This window comes from Streptosporangium sp. G11 (genome assembly GCF_051192615.1).
Lineage (GTDB): Bacteria > Actinomycetota > Actinomycetes > Streptosporangiales > Streptosporangiaceae > Streptosporangium.
Window position 1 is genome coordinate 1 of sequence record NZ_JBPJUQ010000011.1, and the last position, 26,747, is coordinate 26,747.

The window sequence follows — 26,747 nt, forward strand, 5'->3', positions numbered from 1 at the left end:
AGCGTGGTCGGCACCGGCGAAGACTGGATCACCGACCTGTCCACCGACCAGCTGCGCGAGCTGTTCCGGCTCGGCCCGGAGGCCGTCTCGTGAGCGGGGGCGGCGGGCGAGTCGTCGGGCGAGACGCGTCAGGCGGATGCCTCCAGGTCGGGCATGATCCGGGGAGGCCCACCTCGCACGGACACGACCCGGGCAAGTGTGGCGCGCTTCACGGGTGCGCTCGCGAACCGGCGGCGGGGGAGGCGCGATGAGCGGCAAGGGCTGGTTCGACTCCTCCGGGCCGATCCGGGTCGAGGGCGGCATGCGGGTGCGCAGCAGGCGGGGTTCGATCGGCGAGCGGTGGTGGTCGCGGCGGTTCATCGACATCCTTGAGCGCGTCTGCGACAGGGGCAGGCTCGGCCGGGGGCGCTCGTACGCGCGCTCGGGCCAGGTCCTCGACCTGGAGCTCGGCCCCGGGCTGGTCGCGGCGCGGGTGCAGGGGTCGAGGAAGAGCCCGTACCGGGTCCGCATCGAGATCACGGCCTACGACGCGGACCGGTGGCGGACACTCGCCGAGGCGCTGGGCGCTCAAGCCCTCCACCGCGCGAAACTGCTCGCCGGGGAGATGCCGCCGGAGATCGAGGACGTCTTCCGCGAGTGCGGGCTGCCGCTCTTCCCCGATCAGCGCGACCTGGACATGGACTGCTCGTGTCCCGACTGGGGCTTCCCCTGCAAGCATCTGTCGGCGGTCCTGTACGTGCTGGCCGAGGCGTTCGACGACGACCCGTTCCTGGTCCTCGCCTGGCGGGGCATGGCGAGGGACGCCCTGCTCGACGCCCTCCGCCAGACGGGCGGCGACGCGGCCGCCGAGGATCGGGAGGCACGGCCGGGGCCGCTCGACGTGACCGACGTGCCGTTCGCCGACCGGCTGGCCGACTTCTACGAGCCCGGAGTCTCCCCCGCCCGCCTGCGAGACCGGACGGCGCCGCCCGCGGGCCCGCCCGACCTGCTGCTGCGCGCCCTCGAACCGCCCGCGCTCACGGCGCGGCGCGTCCCGATTCAGGACCTGCTCCGGCCCGCCTACCGGGCCCTCGCGGAGGACGGTGACACCCTTGCGAAGGACAACGACCTCACGAAGGACGGCGACCTCACGAAGGACGGCGACACCTCGCCGAGGACGGTGACCTCACGAAAACGGCGACACCCTCGCGGGAAACGGTGACACCCTCACGAAGGAACGCGACGCCCGTCCCCCTCTCCCCGGACGGGCCCGACCTCTGAGCGGCGGGCGGCGGGCCGGTCACCCGGCCCGAGGCGCCGCCCGCCATCCCGGCCGTCCGGGCGCCGATCGATGAACGGGGTCGTCTGTGCGTAAGAGACGTCGTCTATGCGTAAGCGATTATGGGGTGATACGTCTATTTCCTGTGACCCGACCGACCCAACCGACCGGACCGACCGGACCGACCGGACCGACCCAACCGACGGACCCAACGGGACCGACCGGATCAACCCGGCTCCACGAGCTCGACGCGCTCCGCGGCTTCGCGGTGTGCGGGATCATGCTGGTCAACACCTGGCAGCACACACGCGAGCATCTGAGGGACGCCGATCGCAACGCGGTCGACTGGGCGATCGACAACCTGCTGCAGAGCAGGTTCTACCCGATCTTCTCGTTCCTGTTCGGGCTGAGCTTCGTCCTCTTCCTGAGGTCGGCATCCGGGCGGACCGAACACCCTCGTGCCGTGTTGCTGCGCAGGCTGGCGGTGCTCGCGGCCCTCGGCCTGATCCACCAGTTCTTCAACCACGGCGAGGTGCTCCTGCCGTACGCGATCTTCGGGGCGCTGGTTCTGCTGCCCGTCTCGTTCTTCCCCCAGCCCGCGGTGGTGGTGCTGGGCGTCACCCTCACCGCGTGGGCGGTGCACCAGGGCGGCGGAATGATCCTCATCCCCGGCCTGTTCGTGCTGGGCATGGCCCTGATGGAACGCCCGCCACCCGAGTGGCTGCTGCCGCCCGCGTTCGTGGCGAGCGCGGTGCTGGGCGTGACGCTCACCTGGCTCTGGATCCGTATCGCCAAGGACCCCGTCCTCTTCCACGGGGCCGTCTACGCGGCCGCCGGGCTCGCCGCCGCCACGGCCTACGGCACCGGGCTGCTGCTCCTGCTGCGGACCCGGCTGCGCGACCCGCTGCTGGCGGCCCTGGCCCCGCTCGGCCGGATGGCGCTGACGAACTACCTGATGAGCACCCCGATCATCCTGCTCTTCTTACCGCTGCTCATCGCGGACGACACCCGGCTCGCCGGTGTGGCGCTCTCCGTCGCCGTCCTGGTGTTTCAGGCGTTCTTCAGCCGCGCGTGGCTGGCCAGGTACAGGTACGGGCCGCTGGAATGGGCGTGGCGGAGCCTCACGTGGATGGAACGAGTACCGAACAGACGGATAGGGTCACATCCGTGACACGCATCGCCCTCTGTCAGATCCCGGTGGCCGAAGACCCCTCCGCCAACCTGAGCCGTGCCCTCGACGCCCTCGCCGAGGCCGCCTCGGGTGGCGCCGAGCTGGCGATATTCCCGGAGGCCACCCTCACCCGGTACGGCAGGCACGTCACCGACCTCGCCCAGCCACTGGACGGGCCGTTCGTCACCGGGCTGGCCGGAGCGGCGCGGGAGCACGGCCTGTCGGTGATCGCCGGGGTGTTCGAGCCCGTCGAGGGCCGGGTGTACAACACCGCGGTCGCCATCGGCCCCTCGGGCTCGATCGAGGCGACCTACCGGAAGATCCACCTGTTCGACTCCTTCGGCGCCCGCGAGTCCGAGCTGGTCGCGCCGGGCGACACCCCGGTCGTGGTGGAGCTGGCCGGGCTCCGGGTGGGCCTGGTCACCTGCTACGACATCCGTTTCCCCGAGCTCACCCGGGCCCTGGTCGACCTGGGGGCCGAGATGTTCGCGGTGATCGCCGCGTGGGGTTCGGGGCCGATGAAGGAGGAGCACTGGACCACCCTCGTCAGGGCCCGCGCGATCGAGAACACCACCTGGGTCGCGGCCGTGGGCCAGGCGCCGAATCCGGAGGCCCGCGACGGCTTCGGGATCGGGCGGAGCATGCTGATCGATCCAATGGGAGTGACACGCACCGATATGGGACCCACACCGGCCGTACAGATGTGCGAAATCGACTCGCAGATCACGATTGCCACCCGGAATGCCCTGCCGTGCCTGGAACACCGGCGGCTCCAGGTCGGCGGATCGTAAAATGCCGACCGTGAGTGAGCCACCTGGGCGTAGAACGCAGATGCAGAAGGTCATACCGCCTCGGCTGCTCGTGCCCTATCTGGCCGGCAGACGCACCGTGATCTCCGGATACGTGTACCGGGTTCAGGACTGCGCGCGGCTGACCACCCCCGCGCAGCTCTTCGCCGGTCTCGACCTGGGGTTCGAGGGTTCGGAGCTGGCCGCAACGGTCCCGGAGATCTATCTGATGCGCTGGTTCGCCCGCGACATGGACGCCTACGTCGTGCCGTACGGCCCGCACATGGGTGGTGACTGGAACGATTCACCCCCCTTCGCCGGAAACGGCTTCACCACCTCGCGGGAGCACGTCGTGCCGCAGTTCCACACCACGCCCATGCCGATCCCCGCGGGGGCCGAGATCATCCACGTGGTCCCCGGCGAGGAACGCCTCTTCGGCCTCTACGACGGCCTGAGCTGGCGGCCCGCCTCATGAGCGCCGAGATCGAGCCGGTGGCCTCGGGGTTCGCCGCCCGCTACTCCGGCCGTACGTACGCCGCGGCCCTCGGTCCGGGCAGCGCCGAGGTGGTGCTGTTCAACGAGGAGGCCCAGAAGGGCTTCGAGGCGGCCTCCGGATACTGGCGGCTGGTCGTCGCCCGCGAGGACCTCGACTGGCTGGTGCTGGTCCGCACGGTCGGCGCGTTCGGCGGGGAGCCGTGCCTGGTCCTCGACGTCTCCGAGGAGAACGGCGAGGAGAGCCTGCACATCGCCTACACCGGGCACAGCGGGATGAAGGCCGAGGCGCTGGGCTACTGGATGGTCGACCACGGGGCGTACGAGGTCGTCGTCCCCCGCGACGAGGTCTTCTCCATCAGGATCGAGCGGCTGCCCGTCCCTCTCGTCCCGGAGGGCTCTGAGCTGTAACGCCCCCCGGCCCCCTCAGCTCACGCCGAGCCGCCGGTAGCGGGCCAGCCTGGCGGCGAGGCGGTCCGCGGGGGCCTGTTCCAGCAGTCTCGCGATCTCGTGCTCCAGGGTGCGCGCGACCCGGACGCAGAACGCCTCCGGCTCGTAGGCGGCGTCGGGAAACTCCGGGATGATCCGGTCGACGAGGCCGTCCCGGCGCAGGTCGGTGGATCTCACGCCCTGCGCCGCGGCGATCTCCGGGGCGAAGTCGACGCTCCGGTACAGCAGCGCCGAGGCCCCCTCGGGAGACAGCGGCGACAGCCAGCCGTGCTGGGCGCAGAGCACCCGGTCGGCGGGGAGCAGCGCGAGGGCGGCACCGCCCGCGCCCTCCCCCAGCAGCAGGCACACGGTCGGGGCGTCGAGCATCACCAGATCGGCCACGGAACGGGCGATCTCCGCGGCCAGGCCGCCCTCCTCGGCCGCCTTGGACAGCGCGGCACCGGCGGTGTCGATCACGGTGACCAGCGGCAGCCCCAACTCGGAGGCCAGGTGCATGCCCCGCCTGGCGACCCGGAGCCCGGCCGGGCCGAGCGGGGCGTCGATCCGCTGGTGCCGCCGGTCCTGGCCGAGCACGACCGCGGGAGCCTCGCCGAACCTGGCCAGGGAGAGGATCAGGCCGGGGTCGTTCTCGCCCACACCGGTGCCGTGGAGCGGGGTGACGTCGGAGGCGCCGAGCTTGAGCAGCGCCCGCACCCCGGGGCGGTCGTCGCGGCGGGAGCGGCTGATCGCGTCCCACGCCTGGACCGTGGGGATCCGCTCGTCCGGCTCGGGCCCCGGATCCAGGTCCCGGCGGGAGGCGCACAGCACGGCGAGCGCCCGTACGGCGATCCGCCGGGCGTCCTTCGCCGACACGACGGCGTCGACCAGACCGTGGGCGAAGAGGTTCTCGGAGACCTGGACGCCCTCGGGGAACGGGTAGCCGTGCAGCGACTCGAACACCCTCGGCCCCAAGAAGCCGATCAGCGCGCCCGGCTCGGCGGCGGTGACGTGCCCGAGCGACCCCCAGGAGGCGAAGACACCGCCGGTGGTGGGATGGCGCAGGTAGACGATGTACGGCAGTCCCGCGGCGCGGTGCGCGGCCACGGCGGCGGTGATCTTCACCATCTGGACGAAGGCCATCGCGCCCTCCTGCATCCGGGTCCCGCCCGAGGCGGGGGCGGCCAGCAGCGGGAGCCCCTCGGCGGTGGCCCGCTCGACCGCGGCGGTGAGCCGCTCGGCGGCGGCCACCCCGATCGAACCGGCCAGGAAGGAGAACTCGCACGCGACGATCGCCACCCGGCGCCCCTCCAGCAGGCCCTCCCCGGTGATCACCGACTCGTCGTATCCCGTCTTGGCCCGGACCGCGGCCAGTTCCTCGGCGTACCCCGAGCCGGGCGCGGCGGGGTCGGCGGGCGGCTCGTCCCACGACAGCCACGTCCCCGGGTCGAGGAAGGTGTCGATCAGCGTGCGCGCGTCGGGCCGCGCCGGGGTCATGACCGCGCTCCGCGGGACGGGACGCGGGCGTGGAGGGGGGGGTGTGCCTGTCATCGCTCGCGCTCCTCCAGCCAGGCGAGGACCTCGTCGTCGTGCTCACCGAGGGCGGGCGGGGCGGTATGCCGCATGGGAGGGTCGCCGTCGAAACGGAGCGGCGGTCCGGGCAGCTCGATGGTGCCGAGCACCGGGTGGTCCACCTCGACGACCAGGCCCTGGGAGCGGGTCTGGTCCCAGGCGTAGACCTCGTCGATGGACCTGATGGCCCCGGCGGGCACCCCGGCCTCGCCGAGCGCGGCCAGCCAGTGCCCCCTGTCGTGCTTGGTGAGCGTCTGCTCCATGTCGGCGATCAGCTCATCCCGATGGGCAAATCTTTCCCTGTTGGTCGCATATTTCGTGACAAATGGGTCGATGTCCAGCAAGGCGGCGACCTTGCGCCACTGCGCGTCGTTCGCCGCCGCGATCTGGATCATGCCGTCGGCACAGCGGAAGGCGCCGTACGGGGCGATGGAGGCGTGGTGGTTGCCGCCCGCCCCGGGCACCTGCCCGCCGACCGTCCAGGCCGTGCCGTGGTAGGAGTGCACCCCGGTCACCGCGGCCAGCAGCGAGGTCCGCACGACCTTGCCCCTGCCGGTCCGCTCCCGCTCGTAGAGCGCGGCGACCACGCCGTACGCGCCGTGGATGCCCCCGAGCAGGTCGGCGACCGAGGCGCCCACCCGGTACGGCTCCTCGGGGGACGGGCCGGTCAGGCTCATCAGCCCCGCCTCGCCCTGCGCGATCTGGTCGTAGCCGGGCCTGCCGCCCTCCGGGCCGTCATGGCCGAAACCGGTGATCGACAGGATGACCAGGCGGGGATTGAGCTCGTGCAGCCGCTCGACGGAGAAGCCCAGCCGGTCCAGGACCCCGGTGCGGAAGTTCTCCACCAGCACGTCGCTCTGCCGTACCAGGCGCTCGATGAGCGATTTACCCCCGGCGGACTTGAGGTCGACGGCGATCGACTGCTTGTTGCGGTTGGCCGCCAGGAAATACGTGGAGATGTCGTGGTCGGGACCCACGAACGGCGGGCCCCAGCCCCGCGACTCGTCACCTCCCGCGGGATGCTCCACCTTGATCACCCGGGCACCCAGGTCGCCGAGCATCTGCGCGGCGTGCGGGCCCGCGAGCGCGCGAGAGAGGTCGAGGACGACGATGTCGCCGAGTGCTCCCTGCAAGATCAACCTCCGGTGCGTGGTGGTCGGCCCGGCCGACGAGGGCTCCCCCGATCCCGGCCTGTTTGTCATGAGACCACTTGGCACGATATCCGGACGGAGGAACCCCCATGATCTCCCATACCATCACCGAGCGGGACGGGAGGGGGCGAGATCGCGGGGACGTGTTCGTCACGATCTCCCGTACGGCTCCGGCCGGGGAAAACAGGGGGCGCCCACGTGCCGGCTCACCTGGACGCGACGTCGGACACTCCGGCGGACCACACGGACCGGCCAACACGGCCGGTTCACCGTCGCCGGCGACGGCCGGCTTCACCGGCGTCTCACTCCTGGACGGGCGCTCCGCCGGCTCCCGCGACGGCGAGCGGCCGGACGGCCCTCACCGCGACAAACGCCCGCCCCGGCTCTCCCAGGTGCTCCTCCCGCTCCTCCCCGGCCCCCGCCTTCGCCGGGTCAGAGGCCCGGCCGTTTCGCGAGGCGGGGCAGGAGCGCCAGGGCGTTGTCCCGGTGGATGCCCGCCCGGGTGGCCTCGTCCACGGAATGGCCGTCGAGGAGGCCGTTGAAGTAGCCGACGGCGATCTCCGGGGCGAACGGCCAGTCGCTGCCGTAGAGGACGTGCCCCGGCTTGGCGAACGCGAGCAGGCTGGGCAGCGCGGCCGGCGAACCGGACAGGGCCGTGTCGAAGTAGAAGGAGCTCAGCTCGTCCAGGATCTGGTCGGGGTCGCGGCCGGTCTCGGCGAAGACGGTGGCGGCGATCCGGTAGGCGGCGTAGGGGATGAACCCTCCGGCGTGCGCCATGACGAAACGGATGCCGGGAAAGCGGCGGGGGACGTCGTTGCGCACCAGGCGGGCGCCGGCCCGGGTGGTGTCGAGCAGGAAGTCGACGGCGAAGGGCGGGATGCCGGGCACCGGCGAGGCGGGGAGTTCGGCGGGATGCACGAACACCAGGGCGTGGCGGCGGTCCAGCTCGGCCATAAGCGGGTCGTAGGCCGGGTCGCCGAGGTAGGTGCCCCGGCTGTTGGCGAGCAGGACGACGCCGTCGGCGCCCAGCTCGTCCAGCGCGTGGACGGCCTCGGCGACGGCGCCGTCCACGTCCGGCAGGGTGAGCGTGGCGAACAGGCCGAACCGGCCGGGGTGGTCCTTGACCAGCTCGGCGCCCAGCTCGTTGAAGACGCGGGCCTTCTCGCGAGCCGTCCCTCTGGCCCGGGCGCCGTCGCCGATCCGGACGCCGGGGAAGGTGAGCGACAGGATCCCGGTGGCGACCCCGTGACGGTCCATGAACGCCAGCGCCTCGGCCGGGCTCCAGGCGGGCAGGTCGTGGCCTGCGGGGGTCGGCATTCCCTCCGCGCGCAGCCAGCGCGCGTACTCCTCGGGGACGAAATGCTGGTGGACGTCGACGCGTCGTGGATCGGTCATGGTCACCCCGTGGTCTCGAAGGTCGGGCGGCCCCGGCCCCGTACCGGCATCAGCCTGGTCCAGGCGTCGTCGAACCGGTAGAACCGCTGCCTGCGTGTCCTCGTCGTGGCGCTGGCCAGGACGATCCCGTCCGGCCGGACCAGGGCGCTGTCGGCGCCCGCCCGCGCCAGCCAGCGGGCCAGCTCCCCCTTCGCCCGGACGGTCCGGGCGTCGCACAGGGAGGCGACGGCCGCCAGCTCGGGCACCAGCGGCCCGCTGTGCAGCAGGGCGAAGGAGCCGCCGATCAGATCGTCGAGCCGGCGCGTCTCCCCTTCGACGGCGATCCAGGGCTGGGGGCAGAGGGCTCCGGCGAGCGGGTCGTGGGCCCGGCGCACCAGGGGCCCGTCGGGGAGGCGGGGCAGCGCCGTACCGGCGAGGCGGGCCTGCAGGAAGGGGAGGTGGCGGCTCGCGGTGGCGACCAGCCGGCGGGCGAGCCGGGCGGAGGGAGACGGCGAGGTCATGATCCAGCCGACGGTGACGGCGATGCCGATGACGCTCCTGACGTGCGCGGCCCGCTCGGCCTGGTAGGTGTCCAGGAGCCGCTCGTCGGCGCCCCCGGTGAGAACGAGCGCGAGCTTCCAGCACAGGTTCGCGGCGTCGCGCAGCCCCGACCCCATGCCCTGGCCGATGAACGGCGGGGTCAGATGGGCGGCGTCACCGAGCAGGAACACCCGTCCCCGCCGCCAGCGGTCGGCCACCTTGGCCCGGAAGGTGTACTCGGCCTGCCGGAGGATCCGCAGCTCGCCGAAGGCGACGTCGCCGAGCCACGGGGACAGCAGGGTCTCCAGACCGGACAGCGGATGACGTCCGATCTGGAACTCCCAGCGGTGGCGGTCCTCGCCGACGCGCATGTAGGTGGCGGCGGCGTCGGGAGCGCAGAGCTGGTGGACACCGTTCCAGTGCCGCAGGGGACGGGGGCTGCGGGCGTCGACGACCAGCCACCGTTCGGCGAACCGGCCTCCCTTCAGGGTGGCGCCGATGGCGGTGCGCACCGTGCTGTTGGCGCCGTCGCAGCCCAGGACCGCGGCCGACCAGATCCGGGACCGCCGCCCCGTGGCGGTGTCCAGGACCGAGACCCGCACGGGGCCGGGTCCGCCGGTGACGTTCTCGACGTCCTCCACCAGCGTGCCCGGGCGGAACTCGACGGCGGGCAGGGTGGCGAGGTTCGCGCGCAGCAGGCGCTCCAGCTCGGGCTGGTCGAACATGTTGGCCTGCGGCCAGCCGTGGTCGCCGACCGGCCGGTCCCGGCGGAACTCCGCGATCGTGGACAGGTCGGGGCCGACCAGCCGCAGTCCCTCGGCGGGCATGCTGATGCCCAGGAACTCCTCGGCGACGCCGACGTTCTGCAGGATGCGCAGCACCTCGTCGTCCAGGTGGACGGCGCGGGGCAGCGGGTAGGGCTCGGGATGCCGCTCGCAGACGACGCTGGGGACGCCGTGGCGGGCCAGGAGCGCCGCGGCGGTCATGCCGGTCGGGCCCGCGCCGACGATGACGACGGGCAGCCTCCCGGCCTCGGGGCTACCGGTCACGGCCGGGCCGCCCGGACGGTCGTGGTCTGGGTCCCGAGGTCGAGCCGGCCGTCGCCGCTGAGGACGCGGGCGCTGATCCGGTCGCCGGGCCGCAGATAGCGGGGGTTCCTGGCCTGCCGGGCGAAGAACGTCCGCCACTTCACCTCGGGCGGCAGCAGGGCGCCGATCTTCTCCACGAGCGGGGGCGGGGCCTTGAGCGCGGTCCCGCCCGGGGTGCCGGTGAGCAGCAGGTCGCCGGGGAGCAGGGTCTGGAAGCGGGCGAGCAGGGTGAGCGCCCGCGCCGGTTTGACGATCATGTCGTCCCAGGTGGAGTCCTGCCGGGTCTGCCCGTTGACCGCCAGGGTCAGCCGCAGGTCCGGCAGGCGGGCGAAGTCCTCGGGGTCCAGCAGGGTCAGGTGCGGCCCGAGCGGGGTGAAGGTCGGATACGACTTGCTCTCGTAGAACTGGCCCTTGCTCAACTGGACGTCGCGGGCGGAGACGTCGTTGGCGACCACGAGCCCGGCGACCAGGCGGGGCAGGTCGGACTCGGTCACGGTGGCGCCGATCGGCAGGGGCGCGCCGAGGACCAGCCCGATCTCGACCTCGTAGTCCAGCAGGCCGACGTGGGAGGGAACCTCGATGGGGTCGTACGGGCCGCTCACCGAGCCGGAGGACTTGCGGAAGAACGTCGGCGGCACCTTGTCGGGATCCATGCCGGAGTCGCGGGCGTGGGAGCGGTAGTTGACCATCTGCGCGACGACCCGGCAGGGGGCCGTGACCGGCGACAGCGGGCGCAGCCCGCTCACCGGCACCCGCTCGGAGCCGTGCCGCGCCTTCTCCAGGGCGGGGCGATCGGCGAGCAGTTCGGCCGTGGTGGTCGCGGACGTCGGCACCCGGGTGGCCTCGCCGTCGTTCTCCACCCACCAGGCGTCCTGGGTGCGCAGTACGTTGACACTCATCTGTTCATCGCTTTCATCAGACCGACCAGGCGGCCCGGGTCGATCTCGTTGTCGGCGCGCAACGCGTTCAGCACGTCGCGCAGCAGGGCGGGCGAGGGGTTGGAGCCGAGGAAGTCGCGGGTGGCCGGTGGCCCCCACTGGGCCAGGCCGCTGGCCGACATGGCGGCCCAGCCCGGCTCGACGGTGCTGTCGAACAGGTCGCCGTCGGTGAAGTGCTCGACCATCAGCCGGTCGGGATCGCGCCAGTAGTCGAAGATCTGGCTGCCCTGGACGTGGCGGCCGATCCCCCAGGAGCGCCGGTAGCCGCGGCTCTTGAGGAACTCCCCGCCGGCGGCGAGCGCGTCCAGGTCCGCGACCTGGTAGGCGGAGTGCACGTATCCGGTGCCGGGGCCCAGGTGCATGGCGAGGGTGTGGTGGTCGGCCGGCTCGGTGCCGCGGTCGCAGCGGACGAACGCCATGGTGGGGCCGCGGTCCCGCTGACCGTCCAGGTACAGGAAGTCGCTGACGATCATCCCGAGGGTCTCCAGGTACCAGTCCAGGGCCCTGCCGAAGCGCGGGGTCTGCAGGACGACGTGGCCGAGCCGCTCCACCCCGGCCGGCTCGCGGGCCGGCCGCTGGGTGAGGTTGATCCGCCCGAGGTCCCGTCCCCGGTTGAACGGCAGGGGCCGCTGCCCGGCGAGGGCGGGCAGCTCCTCGACCCCGTGAACGACCCGCACCGGGAGCCCGCCGGGGTCGACCAGGTCGACCGCCCGCCCGCCGCCGGGCGTGGCCAGGTCGCGTACCCGGCCTCCGGTGGCGGCGGCCAGCCGGTTCAGGTCGGCGGGGTCGGCGGCGTGGAAGGCCGGGCCGACGAACCGGGACACCGGCCCCTTCCTGACGACCAGGCAGTGGCTGCCGGGCAGGGTGCCGCGCAGGTGGAGGGCGGCGTCGGTGCGCGCGGCCACGGTGAACCCGAAGTCGGTGAGGAACGTCTCGGCGCGCTTCAGGTCGGTCTTGACGAACTCCAGCCAGGCCAGGTCGGCGACCTTGATCACCGGGTTGGCCGTACGGCCCGGATGTTCGCGGCGGGTCCCGCCGTGCTCGCTGTGCAGGCCGCTGTGCACGTCATGGGTCATGATCGATTTCCTTCGTCGAGGTAGCTGGCGCCGTAGACGCGGTCGACGGTGATCTCGACGATCACCCGTCCCATGGCGGCCAGGTCGTCGTCGCCGATCGGGTCGGTGATCTCGTGTCCGGCGATGCGGGCCATGACGGCCGCGGTGTCGGCGGCGATCGCGGTGGTGCGCACCCGGGCCGGGCCCTCCAGCGTCACCGAGGGGTACGGGGGCCGCGTCCCGGCCACGCAGAGCGAGGCCCGGCCGGTGCGGGTGACGTCCCTGGCCTTGCCGCGGCCGGACAGCGTCGAGACGAGCAGCCGGTCGCCGTCGGCCGCGTAGTAGACGACGGACTGGCGCATGCCCGCGGAACGGAGCGTGCCCAGGAGGCCGACGACGTTCCGGTCCAGGAACGCGTGCACCGCGGCGCCGACGACGGGTTCGGTGCCGGGTCCGGCAATGGGTTCGGGCTCGGGTCCCGCCACGGGTCCGGGTCCGGGTCCGGGTCCAGGCTCGGGCTCGGGCTCGAGGCCCGCTTCAGGCTCGAGGCCCGCTTCAGGCTCGGGCTCGGTGAAGGTGTGGGTGAAGGTGTACCGGTCGAGCCGCGCGGCGAGCGCCGTCCGGTCCCCCGCCACGGTGATCGAGGCACGGACCCGCCCGTCCTCGGCGTCCGTCTCGACGGCCCCGATGAGCCCGGCCCCGGTGATCTCGGCGAGGACGACGCGGCGGACCGTATCGCGCAGCAGCGCCGGTTTGAACACCTTCCCGACCGAGGTCACCGGCAGCGCCTCCAGGACGTGCACGGCCTTCGGCGCGGCGGCCGGTTCCGGGGCGTGCCGGACGGCCCAGGCGGCCAGTTCCTCCTCGGTGGCCCGCGCGCCGGGGGCGAGGGTGACGTAGGCGACGGGGACCTCGCCGGAGTGGGCGTCCGGGCCGCCGACGACCGCGGCCGCGGTGACCTCCGGATGGCCGAGCAGGGACTCCTCGATCGGCCGGGGGTCGACGTTGTGCCCGCCCCGGATGATCAGGTCCTTGGCACGTCCGACGAGGTGGACGTAGCCGTCCTCGTCGACGTGGCCGAGGTCACCGGTGACCAGCCAGCCATCGAAGATCTTGCCGGACGGGTCGGGTACCGGCCCGCCGGGCCCCGGCCGCAGGTAGCCGGGGAACACGCTCGGCCCGCTGACGGCCAGCACCCCCCTCTCGCCGGGGGCCAGGTCGCGGACGGACGTCCCGCCGACGTCCAGCTCGACCGCCTTGACCCGTTGGTAGGCGAGGCGCAGGCCGACCGAACCGGGACGCGGGGCGAGCACCGGGGTGGAGGCGGTGGCACAGGTGGCCTCGGTCAGCCCGTAGCCCTCCAGCATCGGCACCTTGGTCGAGGACTCGAAGGCGTCGCGGACCCCGCGGGGCAGCGGCGCCGCGCCGACGACCCCGGCCCGCAGGCGTGACAGGTCGACGTCGGCCGGGACGGGCGGCAGCGAGGCGTACACGGTGGGCACGCCGGAGAAGCCGGTGACCCGGTAGTGCTCGACGATCCGCCAGAAGTCGGCCATCAGCGCCCGGTCACGGTAGCCCAGCGGGCCGAGGCCGACCACCGGCCGGCCGTGCAGGAACGGGGCGAGCCCGGTCACGTGCACGGCGTTGACGTGGAACAGCGGCAGCCCGCCCAGCCAGACCGATTCGTCCAGGAATCCGCCGGAACAGCCCATCGCCCACGCCATGTAGACCTCGTTGCGGTGGGTGTGCGGGGCGACCTTCGGCGTCCCGGTCGTCCCGCCGGTGTGGAAGAAGGCCGCCAGGTCGCCCGGTCCCGGCCGGTAGGGGCCGAGCAGCCGGTCGGCGGGCCGGCCGGCGGCGAAGCCGGTGAACTCCTCCAGCGGCACCGGCGGGCGCGCCCCGGGCAGCCGCGCGGCGATCCGCTCGGCCTTACGCCACAGCTCCGGGGCCGAGTCCGGGCCGGGCGCGAGCAGGATCCGGGCGCCGGTGAGCGTCAGGATGCCGGTCAGGTGCTCCTCGGCGAGCATCGGGTTGACCGGGTTGGCGACTCCGGCGGCCTGGGCGCCGAACAGGGCCGCGTAGGCGGCGCCGCTGTTGGGCAGCATGAGCCCGACGGTGCCGCCCGGCTCCAGCCCGAGCGCGTGGTAGGCGTTCGCCGCCCGCGTCACCCGCGCGAACAGTTCGGCGAACGTCCAGACCGGGGCCCGGCGCCAGTCGTCCGCGCCCTCACCGAGCAGGTGCAGGGCGGGGTCGTCTCCGTGGCGGGCGCCGGCCAGGGCGAGCAGTTCGTACGTGCTCGCCGGCAGGTCGCGCTCCTCGAACGGGATCGCCTCCACCGCGGCCAGGTCCTCGGGCAGGAGCACCAGCGGCCGCTCCCCCCGGGTGTGGGCGGCCGGAGTCATGACCGGACCGTCCCAAGGGTCGTACGGGAGGCGCCGGCGCCCCCGAAGTGGCCGCACGAGCCCCGGTGAACGTCGATCGTCTCGTCACCGGGGGCCGGGATCGTCCGTCCGGCGAGATCGGCCATGCGCATCTGTCCTCCTTGGCGGGTTCACCTCCGATTGAACGGGGGCGGCCGCCGGACCGCTTGGGCCGGGAAGCCAGAAGATGGCGCCGCGACTGGTCGCCGCGCCCAAGACGCTCAGGACAGGGTGGGGGCGATCTCCAGGGCCAGCCGTATCTCCAGCGGGTCGTCTCCGATCGCGCGGCCGAGGATCTCCTCGGCCGCGCGCACCCGGTAAACAACGGTGTTGCGGGCGATGTGCAGCAGCCCGGCGGCCGTCTGCGGGCTCCGGCCGCAGGCCAGGTAGACGCGCAACGTCTCGCGCAGTTCCCGGGAGCGCGCGTCGCCGCCGAGGAGCTCTCCCAAAGTCTCCTCGGCGAACCAGCGGGCGTGCTCGGCGTCGGCGGTGATCAGCGCCGGCACCCTGTTCTCGGCGTAGTCGGCCAGCCAGCCCGCGCGGCCCACCCGGGCGGCCTCCCGCGCCCCGTGGTGGCTGCGTCGTACCCCCGCCGGGCCGTGGGAGGCGGGTCCGGCCGCGGCCGTCAGGCCCTCCGGCGCCTCCAGCCGATCGCGGAGATCGGCGATCAGTCCCGCGGGAGGGTGGGCGGCCCAGCCCGCCCACACCCAGGTCTCGCGTGGATCGGCCCGGACCACCAGCAGCCCCTGCGCCCCGGTGGCCTCCCCGAGCGTCTCGGCGAACCGCTGGACCTCCTCGGAGAGGGTCTCGGGGCCGGTGGCCGAGACCACGAAGGCGCGGTGATGGTTCCGCAGCTCGTACCCCAGTGTCCGCGAGGACTTCTCGACCGCCACGGCGCGCCCGGCCAGCAGGTCGTCGACGATCCGGCGGCGGGCGGCGGCGCTGCCGGCCCGCCAGCGCTCCCGCTCGGCGATGTACTCCTCGGCCAGCCGGCTGGCCTGCACGTCGGCGTAGGCGAACAGCGTCTCGGCCACCCGGCGGCCCTCGGCGGCCCGGACCTCCTCCGGCTCCTCCTCCAGCGCCGCGATCAGCGCCCGATGCAGCATCGCGTGGCCGAGCCGCACCCCGCGCAGCACCCGGTCCAGCGCGATGCCGCGCCGGGCGTGCTCGGCGTCGCCCTCCACCGCGGCCGGCGCGACGAGGTCCGGGGTGGGCGGCACCTCGTGCAGCAGCCCCTCCAGAGCGGTCAGGACCGTCGCCTCGACCGACCGCCGCAACGTCTCGAACGGGGCCGGTCCCCCGCCGTGCTCGGGCACCTGCTCGATGATGTCCTCGGTCATCCGGTGGGCGAGCTTCACCGCCCAGCCGACCGGGCCGGGTCCGAGGCGCGAGGCCGCCGCCGCCAGCACCACGGAGGAGGAGGCGGGTTCGGGCACCTCACCGCGTGGGGCGAGCCTGAGCAGCCAGGCGGCCGAGGGCACGTTCATTCCCCCAGTATCGGCCAGGGACGTCTCCCCGGTCGCCGGGCGGAACCGCGGCCTCCTCGGGGCATGTGACCGGGAGGCCGGTACGCCGTCCTGGGCCCGGCGCACGGACGGGGGACACGAAACGAGCCGGGGCCCGCACCTCGAAAGGTGCGGGCCCCGGCCCGTGATGTGCCTGTTGCTACTAGGCGGGAACGATGTTCTCCGCCTGCGGGCCCTTCTGGCCCTGCGTGACGTCGAAGGAGACCTTCTGGCCTTCCTGCAGCTCACGGTAGCCCTGGGCGGCGATGTTGGAGTAGTGAGCGAAGACGTCGGCGCCGCCGCCGTCCTGCTCGATGAAGCCGAAGCCCTTTTCAGCGTTGAACCACTTAACGGTTCCAGTCGCCATGATCATTCTCCTTCGATAGGGGGCAGAGCCGAGATCCGCACTGTGCGAACCTCGCGTCGCCGCGATGAGCCCATCCGGAGATGACCGGGAAAACAAAATGCACCTGAAGGGTTATCCGCCAGGTGCACACAAAGTTTCATGGGTACCACAACCGCAACTAAGTCCAGGCTAGCACCTGTGCGGACCAACGCGCGAGTCCACCCCGGCCGGAGCCCGGAGCCGGTAACGATCACCCACCGCCCGGCCCCTCCTTGCGCGCCAATGCCCGCTTGTGACCGGCGTCCAGGAGCACGATCAGGGCGAAGGCGGCGATCATCGCGCCCGCGGCCGCGACGTGGCACCAGGGGGCGGGCAGGTAGTTGGCCGCGGTCAGAACATTGGGAGCCTTGTCGGTGAACAGGCGGAAGATGATCGCTATCGGCCCCTCCCAGACACCCGCGGCGAGCACCAGAAGCATTCCGAGCCGATACCAGGCCTCGTTCATGGCCGACCTCCTCATGTGTCGCACGATGATGATACGAACGTATCAAAGCGCCATGAGATCAAAAGGCATCGATCAGCCTTTCCTGCTACTTACATCACATAATATTGTGAATATACTGTGAAGGTGCGTGATGAAAAGAGGGCGGCCTGCCAGGTCTGCCGCGCCCCGCTGCCAGCGGTGACGCGAGGGCGGCCTCCGGCGTATTGCTCGCGCGGCTGCCAGGCCAAGGCGTACCGGCGGCGGAAGAACCCGCCTCCCGCGCCCGCGTCCCCCGAGCCGGGCGCGCGCTCCTCCAGGCGCCGCGAGATCGCCGAGGCGCTCTGGCGCATCGCCGCCGAGCGCGGGCTGGACGCGGCGAGCATGCGGGAGGTCGCCGCCGAGGCCGGGGTGTCGCTGCGCGTGGTCCAGTACCACTTCGACAGCAAGCACCGGCTGCTCGTCTCCGCGCTCCAGCTGCTGAACGAGGACAACGAGCGGCACTCCCGCGTACGGATCGGCCAGGCCCTGGCCGACCCCTCCGACTCCCGGGCCCTGCTGCGGGCGATCCTGGGTGAGTTCCTGCCGCTGGACGACCGGCGCCGCGCGGCTCTCAGGGTCCTCGCCGCCTACTACGCCCGCAGTCTCACCGACCCCGCGCTGGCCTCGGTCTTCCTGCACGACGCCCAGCCCCTCGAGGATCTGGTCGCCGGTGTCATCGGGCGGGCCCAGCGCGACGGGACGGCCGCGCCGGGGCTCGACCCGCGCCACGAGGCCGACCTCCTGGTGGCCGGTGTCACCGGGCTGGGCATGGACGCCCTCCACGGACGGCGCACCATGGCCGAGGTCCGGCGTGCCGTCGACTACCACCTCGGTCGCATCTTCACCACGGGCCCGGGAGGCGACCCGCGCACGTGAGGACCCTCGCGCCCCGGCGGCCCGCGCACCCAAGATCCGTCGCGACCCGGCGCCCCGGCGATCCGCGCACCCAGCAACCCTTGTGCCCCCGCGACCCGCGCCCCCAAGGACCGCCGCGCCCCCGCACCCCGCACGCCATGGGAATCACCGAGATCTCCTGGCCCGCCGTGCCGTGCGGCGGTTATCGCGGAGGCGTACCCGGCCGGGCTTGACATTCCCCCGCGCGAGCTTCACCCTTTCACTACTTAATTAGTGAAAGGGTGTGGACGTTGATCGAATTCCACCTCGACCGGGGTTCGGGGGTGGCGACGTACCTCCAGCTGGTGCACCAGGTCCGGCATGCGCTGCGGCTCGGCGCGCTACAGCCGGGTGACCGGCTGCCGACGGCCAGGGAGGTCGTGGCCCAGCTGGCGATCAACCCGAACACGGTGCTGAAGGCGTATCGCGAGCTGGAGCGTGAGGGCCTGGTCAGCGGGCGGCCGGGGCAGGGCACGTTCGTGGAGCGGGCGCTGGGCCGGACCTCCACGGGCGACCGCGCGCAGTTGCGCGCCGACCTGGTGCGCTGGGTGCGTGACGGGCACCAGGCGGGCCTGGACCTGGAGGATCTGGAGGCACTGGTCGCCTCGGTCCTGACCGACTTCTCCCGCGAGTCCCGCGCGTCCCGTGAGGAGATCGCGTGACCGCCCTGGAGACCGAGGCACTGGGCAGGCGTTACCGGCGGACCTGGGCGCTGCGCGACTGCTCGGTCGCGGTGCCGTCCGGGCGGGTGGTCGCGCTGGTGGGTCCCAACGGCGCGGGCAAGTCGACCCTGCTGCAGATGGCCGTCGGCCTGCTCGCCCCGACCACGGGGAGCGTGCGGGTCTTCGGCAGGCCCGCGCACGAGAACCTGGAGCGGATCGCGTTCATGGCGCAGGGCAAGCCGCTGTACGCGGGCTTCAGCGTGGCCGAGATGCTCACGTTCGGGCGCAGGCTCAATCCCCGGTGGGACGACGCGGCGGCCAGGGGGCGGCTGGCCGAGCTGGACATTCCGCTCGGCCGCAGGGTCGGCGGCCTGTCGGGTGGGCAGCGGACGCAGGTGGCGCTCACCGTCGCGCTGGCCAAGCGCCCGGACCTGCTGGTGCTGGACGAGCCGCTGGCCGACCTCGACCCGCTGGCCCGCCAGGACGTGATGCGCGGCCTGATGGCGGCGGTCGCCGAGACGGGGCTGACCGTGCTGCTCTCCTCGCACGTGGTGTCGGAGCTGGAGGGGACCTGCGACTGGCTGATGGTGGTCAACGGGGGCCGGGTCCAGGTCAGCGGCGACATCGACGAGCTGGTGGCCGGGCACCTCCTGCTGACCGGCCCCGCCGAGGGCGCCGACGCGCTCGCCGCCCGGCTGCCGGTGATCTCGCGGGGCGGGGCCGGGCGGCGGGCCACCCTGCTCGTCCGGGACGGCGCTCCGCCGCTCGACCCGCGCTGGACCGCCCGCCCGGTGAACCTGGAGGAGACGGTGCTGGCCTATCTGCGCGCCCCCGACCTCGCGGCCCTCCCCCGCCCGGCCCTGACCTCCACCCGCTGATCCACCCCGCTCCGCCGTACGGGACCACCGGCCTCGCGCGGTCCTTCGCACGGACCGTCGGACGTACCGGGTGAACCAGGCGTACCGGGTGAACCACCTGAAGGGATTCCTCCTTGCTCTGGCTGACCTGGCGACAGCATCGCGCGCAGATCCTGGTGACCTGCGGTCTACTGCTCGCCCTGGGGGTGCTGCTGCTGATCTCCGGCCTGCGGGCGACCGCCTACGTCGCCGACCAGGCCCCGCCCGGCTGCCCCGGCCCCGCCGCCGCGTGCTCCGGCGTGAACTCGACGATCTACGACGATTACTACTACCCGGTCTTCATGGTCTTCGGCCTGCTTCCCGTCGCCGGGTCCGCGCTGGTCGGCGCCTTCTGGGGCGCACCGCTGCTGGCGTCCGAGTTCGAGCGCGGGACCAGCGCGCTGGCCTGGACCCAGTCGGTCTCCCCCGGACGGTGGCTCGTGACCAAACTCTGCCTGCTCGGCGGCATGGTCATGGCCGCCGCCCTGCTCCTGTCGGCGATGATCAGCGCGTGGCTGCCGGTGTTCCGCGACGTGGTCGGCGACAAGTCGCTGGAACCCGGGACGTTCACCATGATCGGCGTCGTCCCGGCCGCGTGGTGGCTGTTCGCCTTCGTCCTGGGCGCCGCCGCCGGGACGTTCTTCCGGCGCACCCTGGCCGCGATGGCGGTGACCGTGGCGCTGGTCGCCCTGACCGTCCCGTCCGTCTTCTTCTCCCGCGACTCCTACGCCGAGCCGGTGCGCACCGTCACCACCGGCTGGACGGCGCTCTACGAGGGCGGCGGCAACCTGGTCGGCGAGGCCTGGGTCGATCCTTCCGGCCGGGAGATCGCCGAGCCGCCCGCCGGCGCCTGCCCTCCGCCTCCCGGGGTGGACGCCCGTTCGGAACGGGCCCAGCTGCTGAAGGAGGAGTGCCTGATCGACGAGGGCTACCGCAAGGCGGTCTACCACCACCCGGTCGACCGGTTCTGGCGCTTCCAGTGGACCGAGACCGCCATCCTGCTGACCGGCGCCCTCGCCCTCGGCGGCCTCACCGTCACCCGCACCCTCCGCCGCCGGAGATGAGCCGCTCCACGAGCGTCACATGAGATCCACCTCCGCGTACGGCAGGCCGCCCGACAGGGTGGGGAAGCCCGGACCCCGGTCGAAGAAGGGCCGGGCGGCCGGATCGGCCGGGAGAGCGGCGCGCAGGCCGGCGCGGCGGGCCTCGGTGGCTTCGGCGTCCACCCGGAGATCGTCGAGGTCGCCGTACAGGACGACCCCGTAGTCGTCGCGGGCGCCGTCGGCGGAGACCTTGCCGTCCCGGACGTCGGCGGCCACCAGGGCGGGGTCGCGGTCCAGCGGGGAGCCCCAGCCGCCTCCGCCCGTGGTGCGCACGCGGATGATCTCACCGGCGCGGACCGGCGAGTCGTCCACCAGGCCCTCCATCTCCCTGCCCTCGATCTCCACGACGAAGGGCTGTCCGGCCCGGCCGCCGTTCACGCCCCAGCACGACAGGATCGAGCGGTCGGCGATGGACATGAACGAGGCGTCGCGCAGCATCCGCAGGTGCTTGTCGTAGCCGAGGCCGCCCCGGTAGAGGCCGGGGCCGCCGGAGTCGCGGGCCAGGCCGAGCCGCTCGACCCGGAACGGCCAGCGGGACTCGGCGAACTCGACCGGGATGTTGCGCGAGTCGGGCACCACGTGGATGGTGTCCTCGCCGTCGGCGTACCACCGGCCGCCGGAGCCGCCGCCGAGGACCTCCCTCATCAGGTACGGGGTGCCGTCGACGCCGTCGCCGTAGACGCCGGTGTAGCGGATGGTCTCCTGGTCGGCGGGCATCCGGCCGCCGGTCGCCTTGGCCAGCACCCCGGCCAGCACGCCCAGCAGGCGCAGGATCACGAACGTGCGGGCGTTGGTGGGGGCGGGGAAGACGGGGGTGAGCAGGGTGCCCTTCTCGGGGAAACGCATCTCGATGAGGGGCACGACACCCTCGTTGACGTCGAGTTCGGCCATCCGCTCCGGGGTGTCGGCCAGGTTGCGCAGGATCGGCGCCAGCCACTTCTTCAGGAACACCCCGTCGGCGTAGTCGCCCGCGTGGTTGATCGGGCCCTTGGCCTGCGGGGAGGTGCCGGTGAAGTCGATGACGAGAGGCACCGGAGCGGAGTGGTCGACGGTGAGGGTCATCCGCTGCGTGTGCAGGCGGGGCTCGTCGACGCCGTCGTGCTCGGCGTAGTCCTCCCAGACGTGCGTGCCCTCGGGGATCTTGGCCAGCAGCTCCCTGCGGAACGTCTCGGTGGTGTTGGAAATGATCGCGTCAAAGCACGCCTCGACCGCCTCGCGCCCGTACCGGTCGAACAGCTCTCCCAGCCGCCGCGCGCCCATCAGGCAGGCCGAGCACTCGGCGTCCAGGTCTCCGGCGAGGGAGTCGGGCATCCTGGAGTTGCGCGTCATGATCGTGAGCGCCGCCCGGTTGGGCACGCCCTCGTCCCACAGCTTGATCGGCGGGACCATCAGTCCCTCCTCGAACACGCTGCGCGCGTTGCTCGGCATGGAGCCCGGTACGGCCCCGCCGATGTCGTCGTGGTGGCCGAACGCCTGCACGAAGGCGACGACCTGCCCGTCGTGGAAGACCGGGACCGTCACGCACAGGTCGGGCAGATGCCCGATGCCGCCCTCGGACAGGTAGACGTCGTTGTGGAAGAACACGTCGCCGGGCTTCATCTCGCCGACCGGGAAGTCCCTGACGATCGGCTGGACCAGCGCCGAGTAGGACCTGCCGGTCAGCTTGCGCAGCCGTACGTCGTGGATGCCCGCGCGGAAGTCGTGCGCGTCGCGGATCATGGGTGAGCGGGCGGTACGGGCGATGGCCGTCTCGACCTCCATCTCCACCGACGCGAGCGTCCCCTCGACGATCTCCACCAGCACCGGGTCGGCCACGCTCACCGGCCGCTCCCCGCCTTGGGCTCGCTGCGCACTCATCGGTCGCTCACCGCTCCTCGCTCACCACACGGGCCGCTCGTCCCTCGCCGACCACTCCGCTCACCGCACCGGGCTCGCTGCGCACTCACTGATCGCTCGCCGCGTCGGGCTCGCTCCGCGTCATGCACGGCGTACCTCCAGGTTTCCGAACTCGTCCATGGTCGCGGTGAAGCCGGGGTGGAGCGGCAGCGTGGAGCCGTACTCCTCGATGACCGCCGGGCCGGCGATCTCCACTCCGGCGGCCAGGTCGGAGCGGCGGTGGATGGGGGTGGTGCCCCACTCGTCGTAGAAGACCTCGCGGGAAGCCACCGGCTCGGGCCGCCGGTCGCCGTGGGGTCCGCGCCGGATGACGGGGCGGGTGATCGGGCCGATGCCGGAGACTCGGAGGTTGACCCACTCGACGCCGTGCCGGGGGTCGTCGCGGTAGCCGTACCCGTAGAGCTTGCGGTGCTCGGTGTGGAAGCGATCCAGCACCTCGGCCCGCCAGTCCTCGTCCAGCGGGCCCGATGGCGCGGGCACCCTGACCTCGTAGGCCTGGCCGTAGTAGCGCAGGTCGGCGCTGCGCGCGTAGACGTGCGCGCCGGTGGCGAAGCCCTCGCGGTCCAGGGCCGAGGCGGCCTGCCCCTCCAGGTCGCCGAAGATCTCCTCGGCGCTCTCCAGGGAGAGGTCGCGGGTGACGAAGGTGCGCACGTAGTCGTTCTTGACGTCCACGGTGAGCAGCCCGAAGGCCGAGACGTTTCCCGGTTCGGGCGGGACGATCACCGACGGCAGGCCGAGGATGTCGATCAACCGGCAGACCAGCAGCGGTCCCGAGCCACCGAAGGCGACCATGGGGAAGTCACGCACGTCCAGGCCGCGTTTGACGGTGATCTGGCGGATGGCGTTCGACTGGTTGAACGCGCTGATCTCCAGGATGCCCGCCGCGGTCCGTTCCGGGGACAGCCCGATCTTGCCCGCGAGCGCCTCGATTCCCTCCCGGGCGGCGTCGGCGTCGAGCGGGATCTCCCCGCCGAGCAGGTGCGGGGGGACCCGGCCGAGGAAGACGTGCGCGTCGGTGACGGTGACCTCGGTGCCGCCCCGGCCGTAGCAGAGCGGGCCGGGGTCGGCCCCGGCCGATCTGGGCCCGACCTTCAGCGTGCCCTCGGGTGAGATCCACGCGACGGAGCCGCCGCCCGCGCCGACGGTCACGATGTCGATCATCGGGATCTTGCAGGGGTAGCGGCCGATGCTGCCCTCGGTGGTCAGGGACGGTTCCCCGTCGACGACCACCGCGACGTCGGTCGAGGTGCCGCCGCCGTCCAGGGTGATCACCGAGGGGTGCCCGGCGGTGGCGGCGATCAGCGCGGCGCCGAGCGCGCCCGCCGCCGGGCCCGAGAGCACGGTGGTGATCGGCTGGTGCACGACCTCGGCCGCGGACAGCACGCCGCCGTTGCTCTTCATGACGGAGAACGGCATGCCGCTCCCCCTCCCGGCCCGCGCGACCACCCGCGTGGACGACGCCGCCTCCAGGCGTTCGGACAGGTTGGCGATGTAGCGGCGCATGGTCGGTTTGACCGCGGCGTCGACCAGGGTGGTGACCGACCGCTCGTACTCGCGGTACTCGCGCAGCACGTCGCACGAGATCGAGACGACGGCGTCCGGGTGCTCCCGTTCGAGGACCTCCCGCATGCGCAGTTCGTGGGCGGGGTTGGCGTACGAGTGCAGGAAGCACACGCCGATCGCGGTGACGCCACGGTCGCGGAACCACCGGGCCGCCGCGACGGCCTGCTCCTCGTCGAACGGCCGCACCTCGGCTCCGGTGTGGTCGAGGCGTCCGCCGACGGTCCTGACACGGTGCACCGGGACGATGCGGGGTGGTTTCACCCAGAAATAGGAGTTGCCGTAGCCGTCCGGCACGCTCTGGCGGGCGATCTCCAGGATGAACTCGAAGCCCTCGGTGGTGACGAAGCCCAGGTCGGCGATGCGGTCTTCGAGGAGCTGGTTCGTGGCGACCGTGGTGCCGTGCACGACGGCCGACACGGCATCCATGGTCGCGTCCTCCGCACCGGCCGCCTTCCGCAGGACTTTCCGCACCCCCTCCATGAACCCGTCGGCCGGGTTGGCCGGGGTGGAGGGAGTCTTGGTCGTGGTGATCTCACCGGTCTGCTCGTCCACCGCGACCACGTCGGTGAACGTGCCTCCGGTGTCGACCCCGATACGGACGCTGCGCATGCCCCCGTGTCTACCCAGTCCAGGCGAGTCCACAAATCGGCGGACCCTGCCGAAGCTGTGCCCGATCCTTGGGCAGTGTTGGCGGGGGGCGGCCTCGCCGGGACGGTTCCGCCGCCTCGCCGGGACGAATTCCCGCCACGGTCGGCGGGCCGGTGAGGCCGCGGAAGCGGACCCTAGCGGCGGCGGGGGCCCATGGTGGTGTTGATCACCGCGTCGGCGTCGTGCGCGTGGATCTTGGCGGCGAGACGGATGGCCATCTCGTTCGTACGGCGCAGCTCGGCCTCGACCCGGTCCTTGCCGGACTGGCCGACCTGCACGCCGAAGTAGGCGCCGATGACCGCGCCCGAGACCCCGACGAGCCCGGCGAACGGCGCGGCCGTGTCGCCCTCGCGCAGCGCGATCACCACGAAGCCGATCAGGATGACCACGAGCCCCATGACGACGACGTAGAACCCGTACCGCCAGCGAGCGGCCTCGGCCTGGGCGGCGACGGCCTCGTCCTCGGTCATCATCGCCGCGAGCGCCGCGGGCATCTCCGTGGTCTCCGTGCCGGAGGGACCGGGGGTCACGACGGCCGGGGTCTTGCCGAGGGGTGGAGCGGAGTTGTTGGTGGTCGTCACAGATTCTCCCACTTTTCGATAGACCAAAAGGAATCTCCCACGGTTTTCACCGTCACGCCAAGTCAGGGCATGTCACGGCTTGTCAACCGGGAACCACCCACTCCTACCAGCGCATCTTCTCTCCAAACATCCTTATACGACCCACAGCTCACCGTCAGGTGTAGATCGTTACCTTTCGGGCGGATGTACGAGGGCGGGCCGTCCACGAAACATGGAGATCACGATCCATGACGGGGGCACTGAAACCACGATCGGATGAGATAGAAGACATTCACTACTTTCATTCGGTCCTCAGAGGTATCTGTGACAAAGCTCCTCCGGCTCCTCGTGGCCCCGCTGTCCGCCGCCGCCCTCCTTCTCACCGTGTTCTCCTCCCCCGCCCGGGCCGACACCGACCCCGTGCTCGCCGCCCAGTGGCAGATCGCGTGGGACACCCACAGGTTCTACGAGTGCCTGACCGCCCCCCTCCCGATAACGGGAAGGAGCCAGGCCAAGCGCGACGTCTCCATCGAGATCAACGCGCCGGTGGAGCACGTGTTCGACGCCTACTCGAACATCAACAACCACCTCGGCATGCACTCGTTCCTGAAGCGGGTCGTCACCCACGCCGACTGGACCGAGGCCGGGACGCGCCACGTCAACTTCACGGCCGTGGAGGACATCCCGGTCGCCGGACTGCCCGTCACCGTCAACACGCACGCGCAGCAGCGCATCCACCGCGACGATCTCTACTACGAGACCGACACCTGGACGCTGCCGAACGTCGTCACGCACCAGAAGATCGTCTTCGAGGACCTGAGCGACGGGCGGACGCGCGTCACCGAGCACCTCACCTTCGAGGCGAGCATCCTGCTCATCGACTTCACCGTGACGAACGGCGTCTCCTCCCACCAGGCGACGCAGGCGGGCCTCAAGGCGGCCATCGAGAGCGGCGAACTCTGACCCACGGCCGAGGGGCTCGTCCGCCGGGATGGGCGGGCCCCTCGGTTCTCCGCGTCTCCTCCCGACTCCCCGAATCACCGGGGTCCTTCCCGATCCCCCCGTTTCCCCTGTTCTCCCGGGCGGGCCGGGGGCTTCTCCCGGTGAGGCCGGAAACGGTCCCGCCGGGCGCGGCAGGAGGTCCCGTACGCCCCGACGGCAGGTGAAAGCGACGAACCGATCCTGAGGGGTGGAGATCGCGGAGCGCGGCCGGAGTACTAGGCTGGCGCCCCGTGACCGAATTGTCTGCCCTCTCCGCCGTTCCCGCAGGTTCCCGGGACGGAGTGTTGCGCTTCTACTTCGGGCCGATGGACTGCGGCAAGTCCACGCTGGCCCTGCAGATGAACTACAACCACGGCCGCCAGGGCAGGCGCGGCCTGGTGCTCACCAAGCACGACCGCTCGGGCACCCCGCAGGTCACCAGCCGCATCGGCCTGGGCAGTGAGGCCGTCGAGGTCGTCGACGACCTCGACCTGGTGGCCCTGGTCCGCGCGCACGAGCCCATCGACTACGTCATCTGCGACGAGGCGTGCTTCTACACGGTCGCCCAGATCGAGCAGCTCGCCGATCTCACCGACGGCCACGGGGTCGACGTCTACGCCTTCGGCCTGGCCTCGGACTTCCGCTCGCAGATGTTCCCCGCCGCCCAGCGGCTGTTCGAGCTGGCTGACGAGATCAGCCGCCTGCAGGTCGAGGTCCTGTGCTGGTGCGGACGCCCCGGGCGCCTGAACGCCCGGGTGGTCGGCGGCAGGATGGTCCGTACGGGCGAGCAGGTCGTCATCGGCGACACGGGCACCGACGCGATCCGCTACCAGGTCCTGTGCCGCCGCCACTACCGTTCCGGCGAGCTCGGCCTGCCCGGCTGACCCCCTCCGGCGG

At 72.3% G+C, this 26,747-nt stretch carries 25 protein-coding genes; 11 read left to right on the forward strand and 14 right to left on the reverse strand.

Annotated elements, in window-relative coordinates:
* Positions 1-247: 247 nt before the first annotated feature.
* The 5 genes from ACSDR0_RS13630 to ACSDR0_RS13650 all read left to right on the forward strand — a co-directional run bounded on the left by ACSDR0_RS13630 (position 248) and on the right by ACSDR0_RS13650 (position 4,120).
* A complete protein-coding gene (locus ACSDR0_RS13630) occupies positions 248-1,201 on the forward strand; it encodes an SWIM zinc finger family protein (RefSeq protein ID WP_435289143.1) in 954 nt (317 codons plus the stop codon).
* A gap of 337 nt (positions 1,202-1,538) precedes the next feature.
* Positions 1,539-2,429, forward strand: a complete 891-nt coding sequence (locus ACSDR0_RS13635) for a DUF418 domain-containing protein (protein ID WP_435289144.1) — start codon at positions 1,539-1,541, stop codon at positions 2,427-2,429.
* Positions 2,426-3,220, forward strand: coding sequence for a carbon-nitrogen hydrolase family protein (locus ACSDR0_RS13640; RefSeq protein WP_435289145.1), 795 nt, complete (start codon positions 2,426-2,428; stop codon positions 3,218-3,220). Before ACSDR0_RS13635 ends, ACSDR0_RS13640 begins: the two co-directional genes overlap by 4 nt.
* A 10-nt stretch (positions 3,221-3,230) precedes the next feature.
* Complete coding sequence (locus ACSDR0_RS13645; protein ID WP_386266744.1) at positions 3,231-3,692, forward strand: hypothetical protein; 462 nt, start codon at positions 3,231-3,233, stop codon at positions 3,690-3,692.
* The gene (locus tag ACSDR0_RS13650; RefSeq protein ID WP_435289146.1) at positions 3,689-4,120 is read left to right on the forward strand and encodes a hypothetical protein; all 432 of its coding nucleotides are present in this window, start codon (positions 3,689-3,691) and stop codon (positions 4,118-4,120) included. Before ACSDR0_RS13645 ends, ACSDR0_RS13650 begins: the two co-directional genes overlap by 4 nt.
* A gap of 15 nt (positions 4,121-4,135) precedes the next feature.
* On the opposite strand, the gene ACSDR0_RS13655 is transcribed toward ACSDR0_RS13650, so the two are convergent.
* The 11 genes from ACSDR0_RS13655 to ACSDR0_RS13705 all read right to left on the reverse strand — a co-directional run bounded on the left by ACSDR0_RS13655 (position 4,136) and on the right by ACSDR0_RS13705 (position 16,629).
* On the reverse strand, positions 4,136-5,632 hold the full coding sequence (locus ACSDR0_RS13655; RefSeq protein ID WP_435289147.1) for a carboxyl transferase domain-containing protein: 1,497 nt from the start codon (positions 5,630-5,632) through the stop codon (positions 4,136-4,138).
* Between the two features lie 50 nt (positions 5,633-5,682).
* On the reverse strand, positions 5,683-6,840 hold the full coding sequence (locus ACSDR0_RS13660; protein WP_435289316.1) for a CaiB/BaiF CoA transferase family protein: 1,158 nt from the start codon (positions 6,838-6,840) through the stop codon (positions 5,683-5,685).
* 450 nt (positions 6,841-7,290) lie between these two features.
* Positions 7,291-8,253, reverse strand: coding sequence for an amidohydrolase family protein (locus ACSDR0_RS13665; protein WP_435289148.1), 963 nt, complete (start codon positions 8,251-8,253; stop codon positions 7,291-7,293).
* A gap of 2 nt (positions 8,254-8,255) precedes the next feature.
* Complete coding sequence (locus ACSDR0_RS13670; RefSeq protein ID WP_435289149.1) at positions 8,256-9,821, reverse strand: bifunctional 3-(3-hydroxy-phenyl)propionate/3-hydroxycinnamic acid hydroxylase; 1,566 nt, start codon at positions 9,819-9,821, stop codon at positions 8,256-8,258.
* Positions 9,818-10,759 carry a fumarylacetoacetate hydrolase family protein gene (locus tag ACSDR0_RS13675; RefSeq protein ID WP_435289150.1) on the reverse strand — a complete coding sequence of 314 codons (942 nt, stop codon included), beginning with the start codon at positions 10,757-10,759 and terminating at the stop codon, positions 9,818-9,820. Before ACSDR0_RS13675 ends, ACSDR0_RS13670 begins: the two co-directional genes overlap by 4 nt.
* Positions 10,756-11,874: a VOC family protein gene (locus ACSDR0_RS13680; protein ID WP_435289151.1), complete on the reverse strand. Its 1,119-nt coding sequence runs from the start codon at positions 11,872-11,874 to the stop codon at positions 10,756-10,758. Before ACSDR0_RS13680 ends, ACSDR0_RS13675 begins: the two co-directional genes overlap by 4 nt.
* On the reverse strand, positions 11,871-14,255 hold the full coding sequence (locus ACSDR0_RS13685) for an AMP-binding protein (RefSeq protein ID WP_435289152.1): 2,385 nt from the start codon (positions 14,253-14,255) through the stop codon (positions 11,871-11,873). The genes ACSDR0_RS13680 and ACSDR0_RS13685 overlap by 4 nt, the downstream gene beginning before the upstream one ends.
* Complete coding sequence (locus tag ACSDR0_RS13690) at positions 14,252-14,386, reverse strand: hypothetical protein (RefSeq protein ID WP_435289153.1); 135 nt, start codon at positions 14,384-14,386, stop codon at positions 14,252-14,254. The genes ACSDR0_RS13685 and ACSDR0_RS13690 overlap by 4 nt, the downstream gene beginning before the upstream one ends.
* A gap of 108 nt (positions 14,387-14,494) precedes the next feature.
* Entirely contained in the window at positions 14,495-15,760 is a 1,266-nt protein-coding gene (locus ACSDR0_RS13695) for a PucR family transcriptional regulator (RefSeq protein ID WP_435289154.1), read from the reverse strand.
* Between the two features lie 181 nt (positions 15,761-15,941).
* Positions 15,942-16,145 carry a cold-shock protein gene (locus tag ACSDR0_RS13700; RefSeq protein ID WP_049562746.1) on the reverse strand — a complete coding sequence of 68 codons (204 nt, stop codon included), beginning with the start codon at positions 16,143-16,145 and terminating at the stop codon, positions 15,942-15,944.
* Positions 16,146-16,374: 229 nt separating this feature from the next.
* A complete protein-coding gene (locus ACSDR0_RS13705) occupies positions 16,375-16,629 on the reverse strand; it encodes a hypothetical protein (protein ID WP_435289155.1) in 255 nt (84 codons plus the stop codon).
* A 123-nt stretch (positions 16,630-16,752) separates the two neighbouring features.
* Between ACSDR0_RS13705 and ACSDR0_RS13710 the strand changes: the two genes are divergently transcribed.
* From ACSDR0_RS13710 to ACSDR0_RS13725, 4 genes are all read left to right on the forward strand, one after another.
* Positions 16,753-17,523, forward strand: a complete 771-nt coding sequence (locus tag ACSDR0_RS13710; protein ID WP_435289156.1) for a TetR/AcrR family transcriptional regulator — start codon at positions 16,753-16,755, stop codon at positions 17,521-17,523.
* 260 nt (positions 17,524-17,783) lie between these two features.
* On the forward strand, positions 17,784-18,203 hold the full coding sequence (locus ACSDR0_RS13715) for a GntR family transcriptional regulator (RefSeq protein ID WP_435289157.1): 420 nt from the start codon (positions 17,784-17,786) through the stop codon (positions 18,201-18,203).
* Positions 18,200-19,081, forward strand: a complete 882-nt coding sequence (locus tag ACSDR0_RS13720; RefSeq protein ID WP_435289158.1) for an ABC transporter ATP-binding protein — start codon at positions 18,200-18,202, stop codon at positions 19,079-19,081. Before ACSDR0_RS13715 ends, ACSDR0_RS13720 begins: the two co-directional genes overlap by 4 nt.
* A 113-nt stretch (positions 19,082-19,194) precedes the next feature.
* Entirely contained in the window at positions 19,195-20,163 is a 969-nt protein-coding gene (locus ACSDR0_RS13725; protein WP_435289159.1) for a hypothetical protein, read from the forward strand.
* Positions 20,164-20,178: 15 nt separating this feature from the next.
* On the opposite strand, the gene ACSDR0_RS13730 is transcribed toward ACSDR0_RS13725, so the two are convergent.
* The 3 genes from ACSDR0_RS13730 to ACSDR0_RS13740 form a co-directional block, all read right to left on the reverse strand.
* Positions 20,179-22,059 (reverse strand): hydantoinase B/oxoprolinase family protein, encoded by a 1,881-nt coding sequence (locus tag ACSDR0_RS13730; RefSeq protein WP_435289160.1) that lies wholly within the window; start codon positions 22,057-22,059, stop codon positions 20,179-20,181.
* A gap of 120 nt (positions 22,060-22,179) precedes the next feature.
* Positions 22,180-24,270, reverse strand: coding sequence for a hydantoinase/oxoprolinase family protein (locus ACSDR0_RS13735; RefSeq protein WP_435289161.1), 2,091 nt, complete (start codon positions 24,268-24,270; stop codon positions 22,180-22,182).
* Positions 24,271-24,443: 173 nt separating this feature from the next.
* A complete protein-coding gene (locus tag ACSDR0_RS13740; protein WP_435289162.1) occupies positions 24,444-24,890 on the reverse strand; it encodes a hypothetical protein in 447 nt (148 codons plus the stop codon).
* Between the two features lie 303 nt (positions 24,891-25,193).
* Here ACSDR0_RS13740 and ACSDR0_RS13745 point away from each other — a divergent pair, with 303 nt between their 5' ends.
* Together ACSDR0_RS13745 and ACSDR0_RS13750 are read left to right on the forward strand one after the other, a co-directional pair.
* Positions 25,194-25,832 (forward strand): hypothetical protein, encoded by a 639-nt coding sequence (locus ACSDR0_RS13745; RefSeq protein ID WP_435289163.1) that lies wholly within the window; start codon positions 25,194-25,196, stop codon positions 25,830-25,832.
* 269 nt (positions 25,833-26,101) lie between these two features.
* Positions 26,102-26,734 carry a thymidine kinase gene (locus ACSDR0_RS13750; protein ID WP_435289164.1) on the forward strand — a complete coding sequence of 211 codons (633 nt, stop codon included), beginning with the start codon at positions 26,102-26,104 and terminating at the stop codon, positions 26,732-26,734.
* Positions 26,735-26,747: the final 13 nt, after the last annotated feature.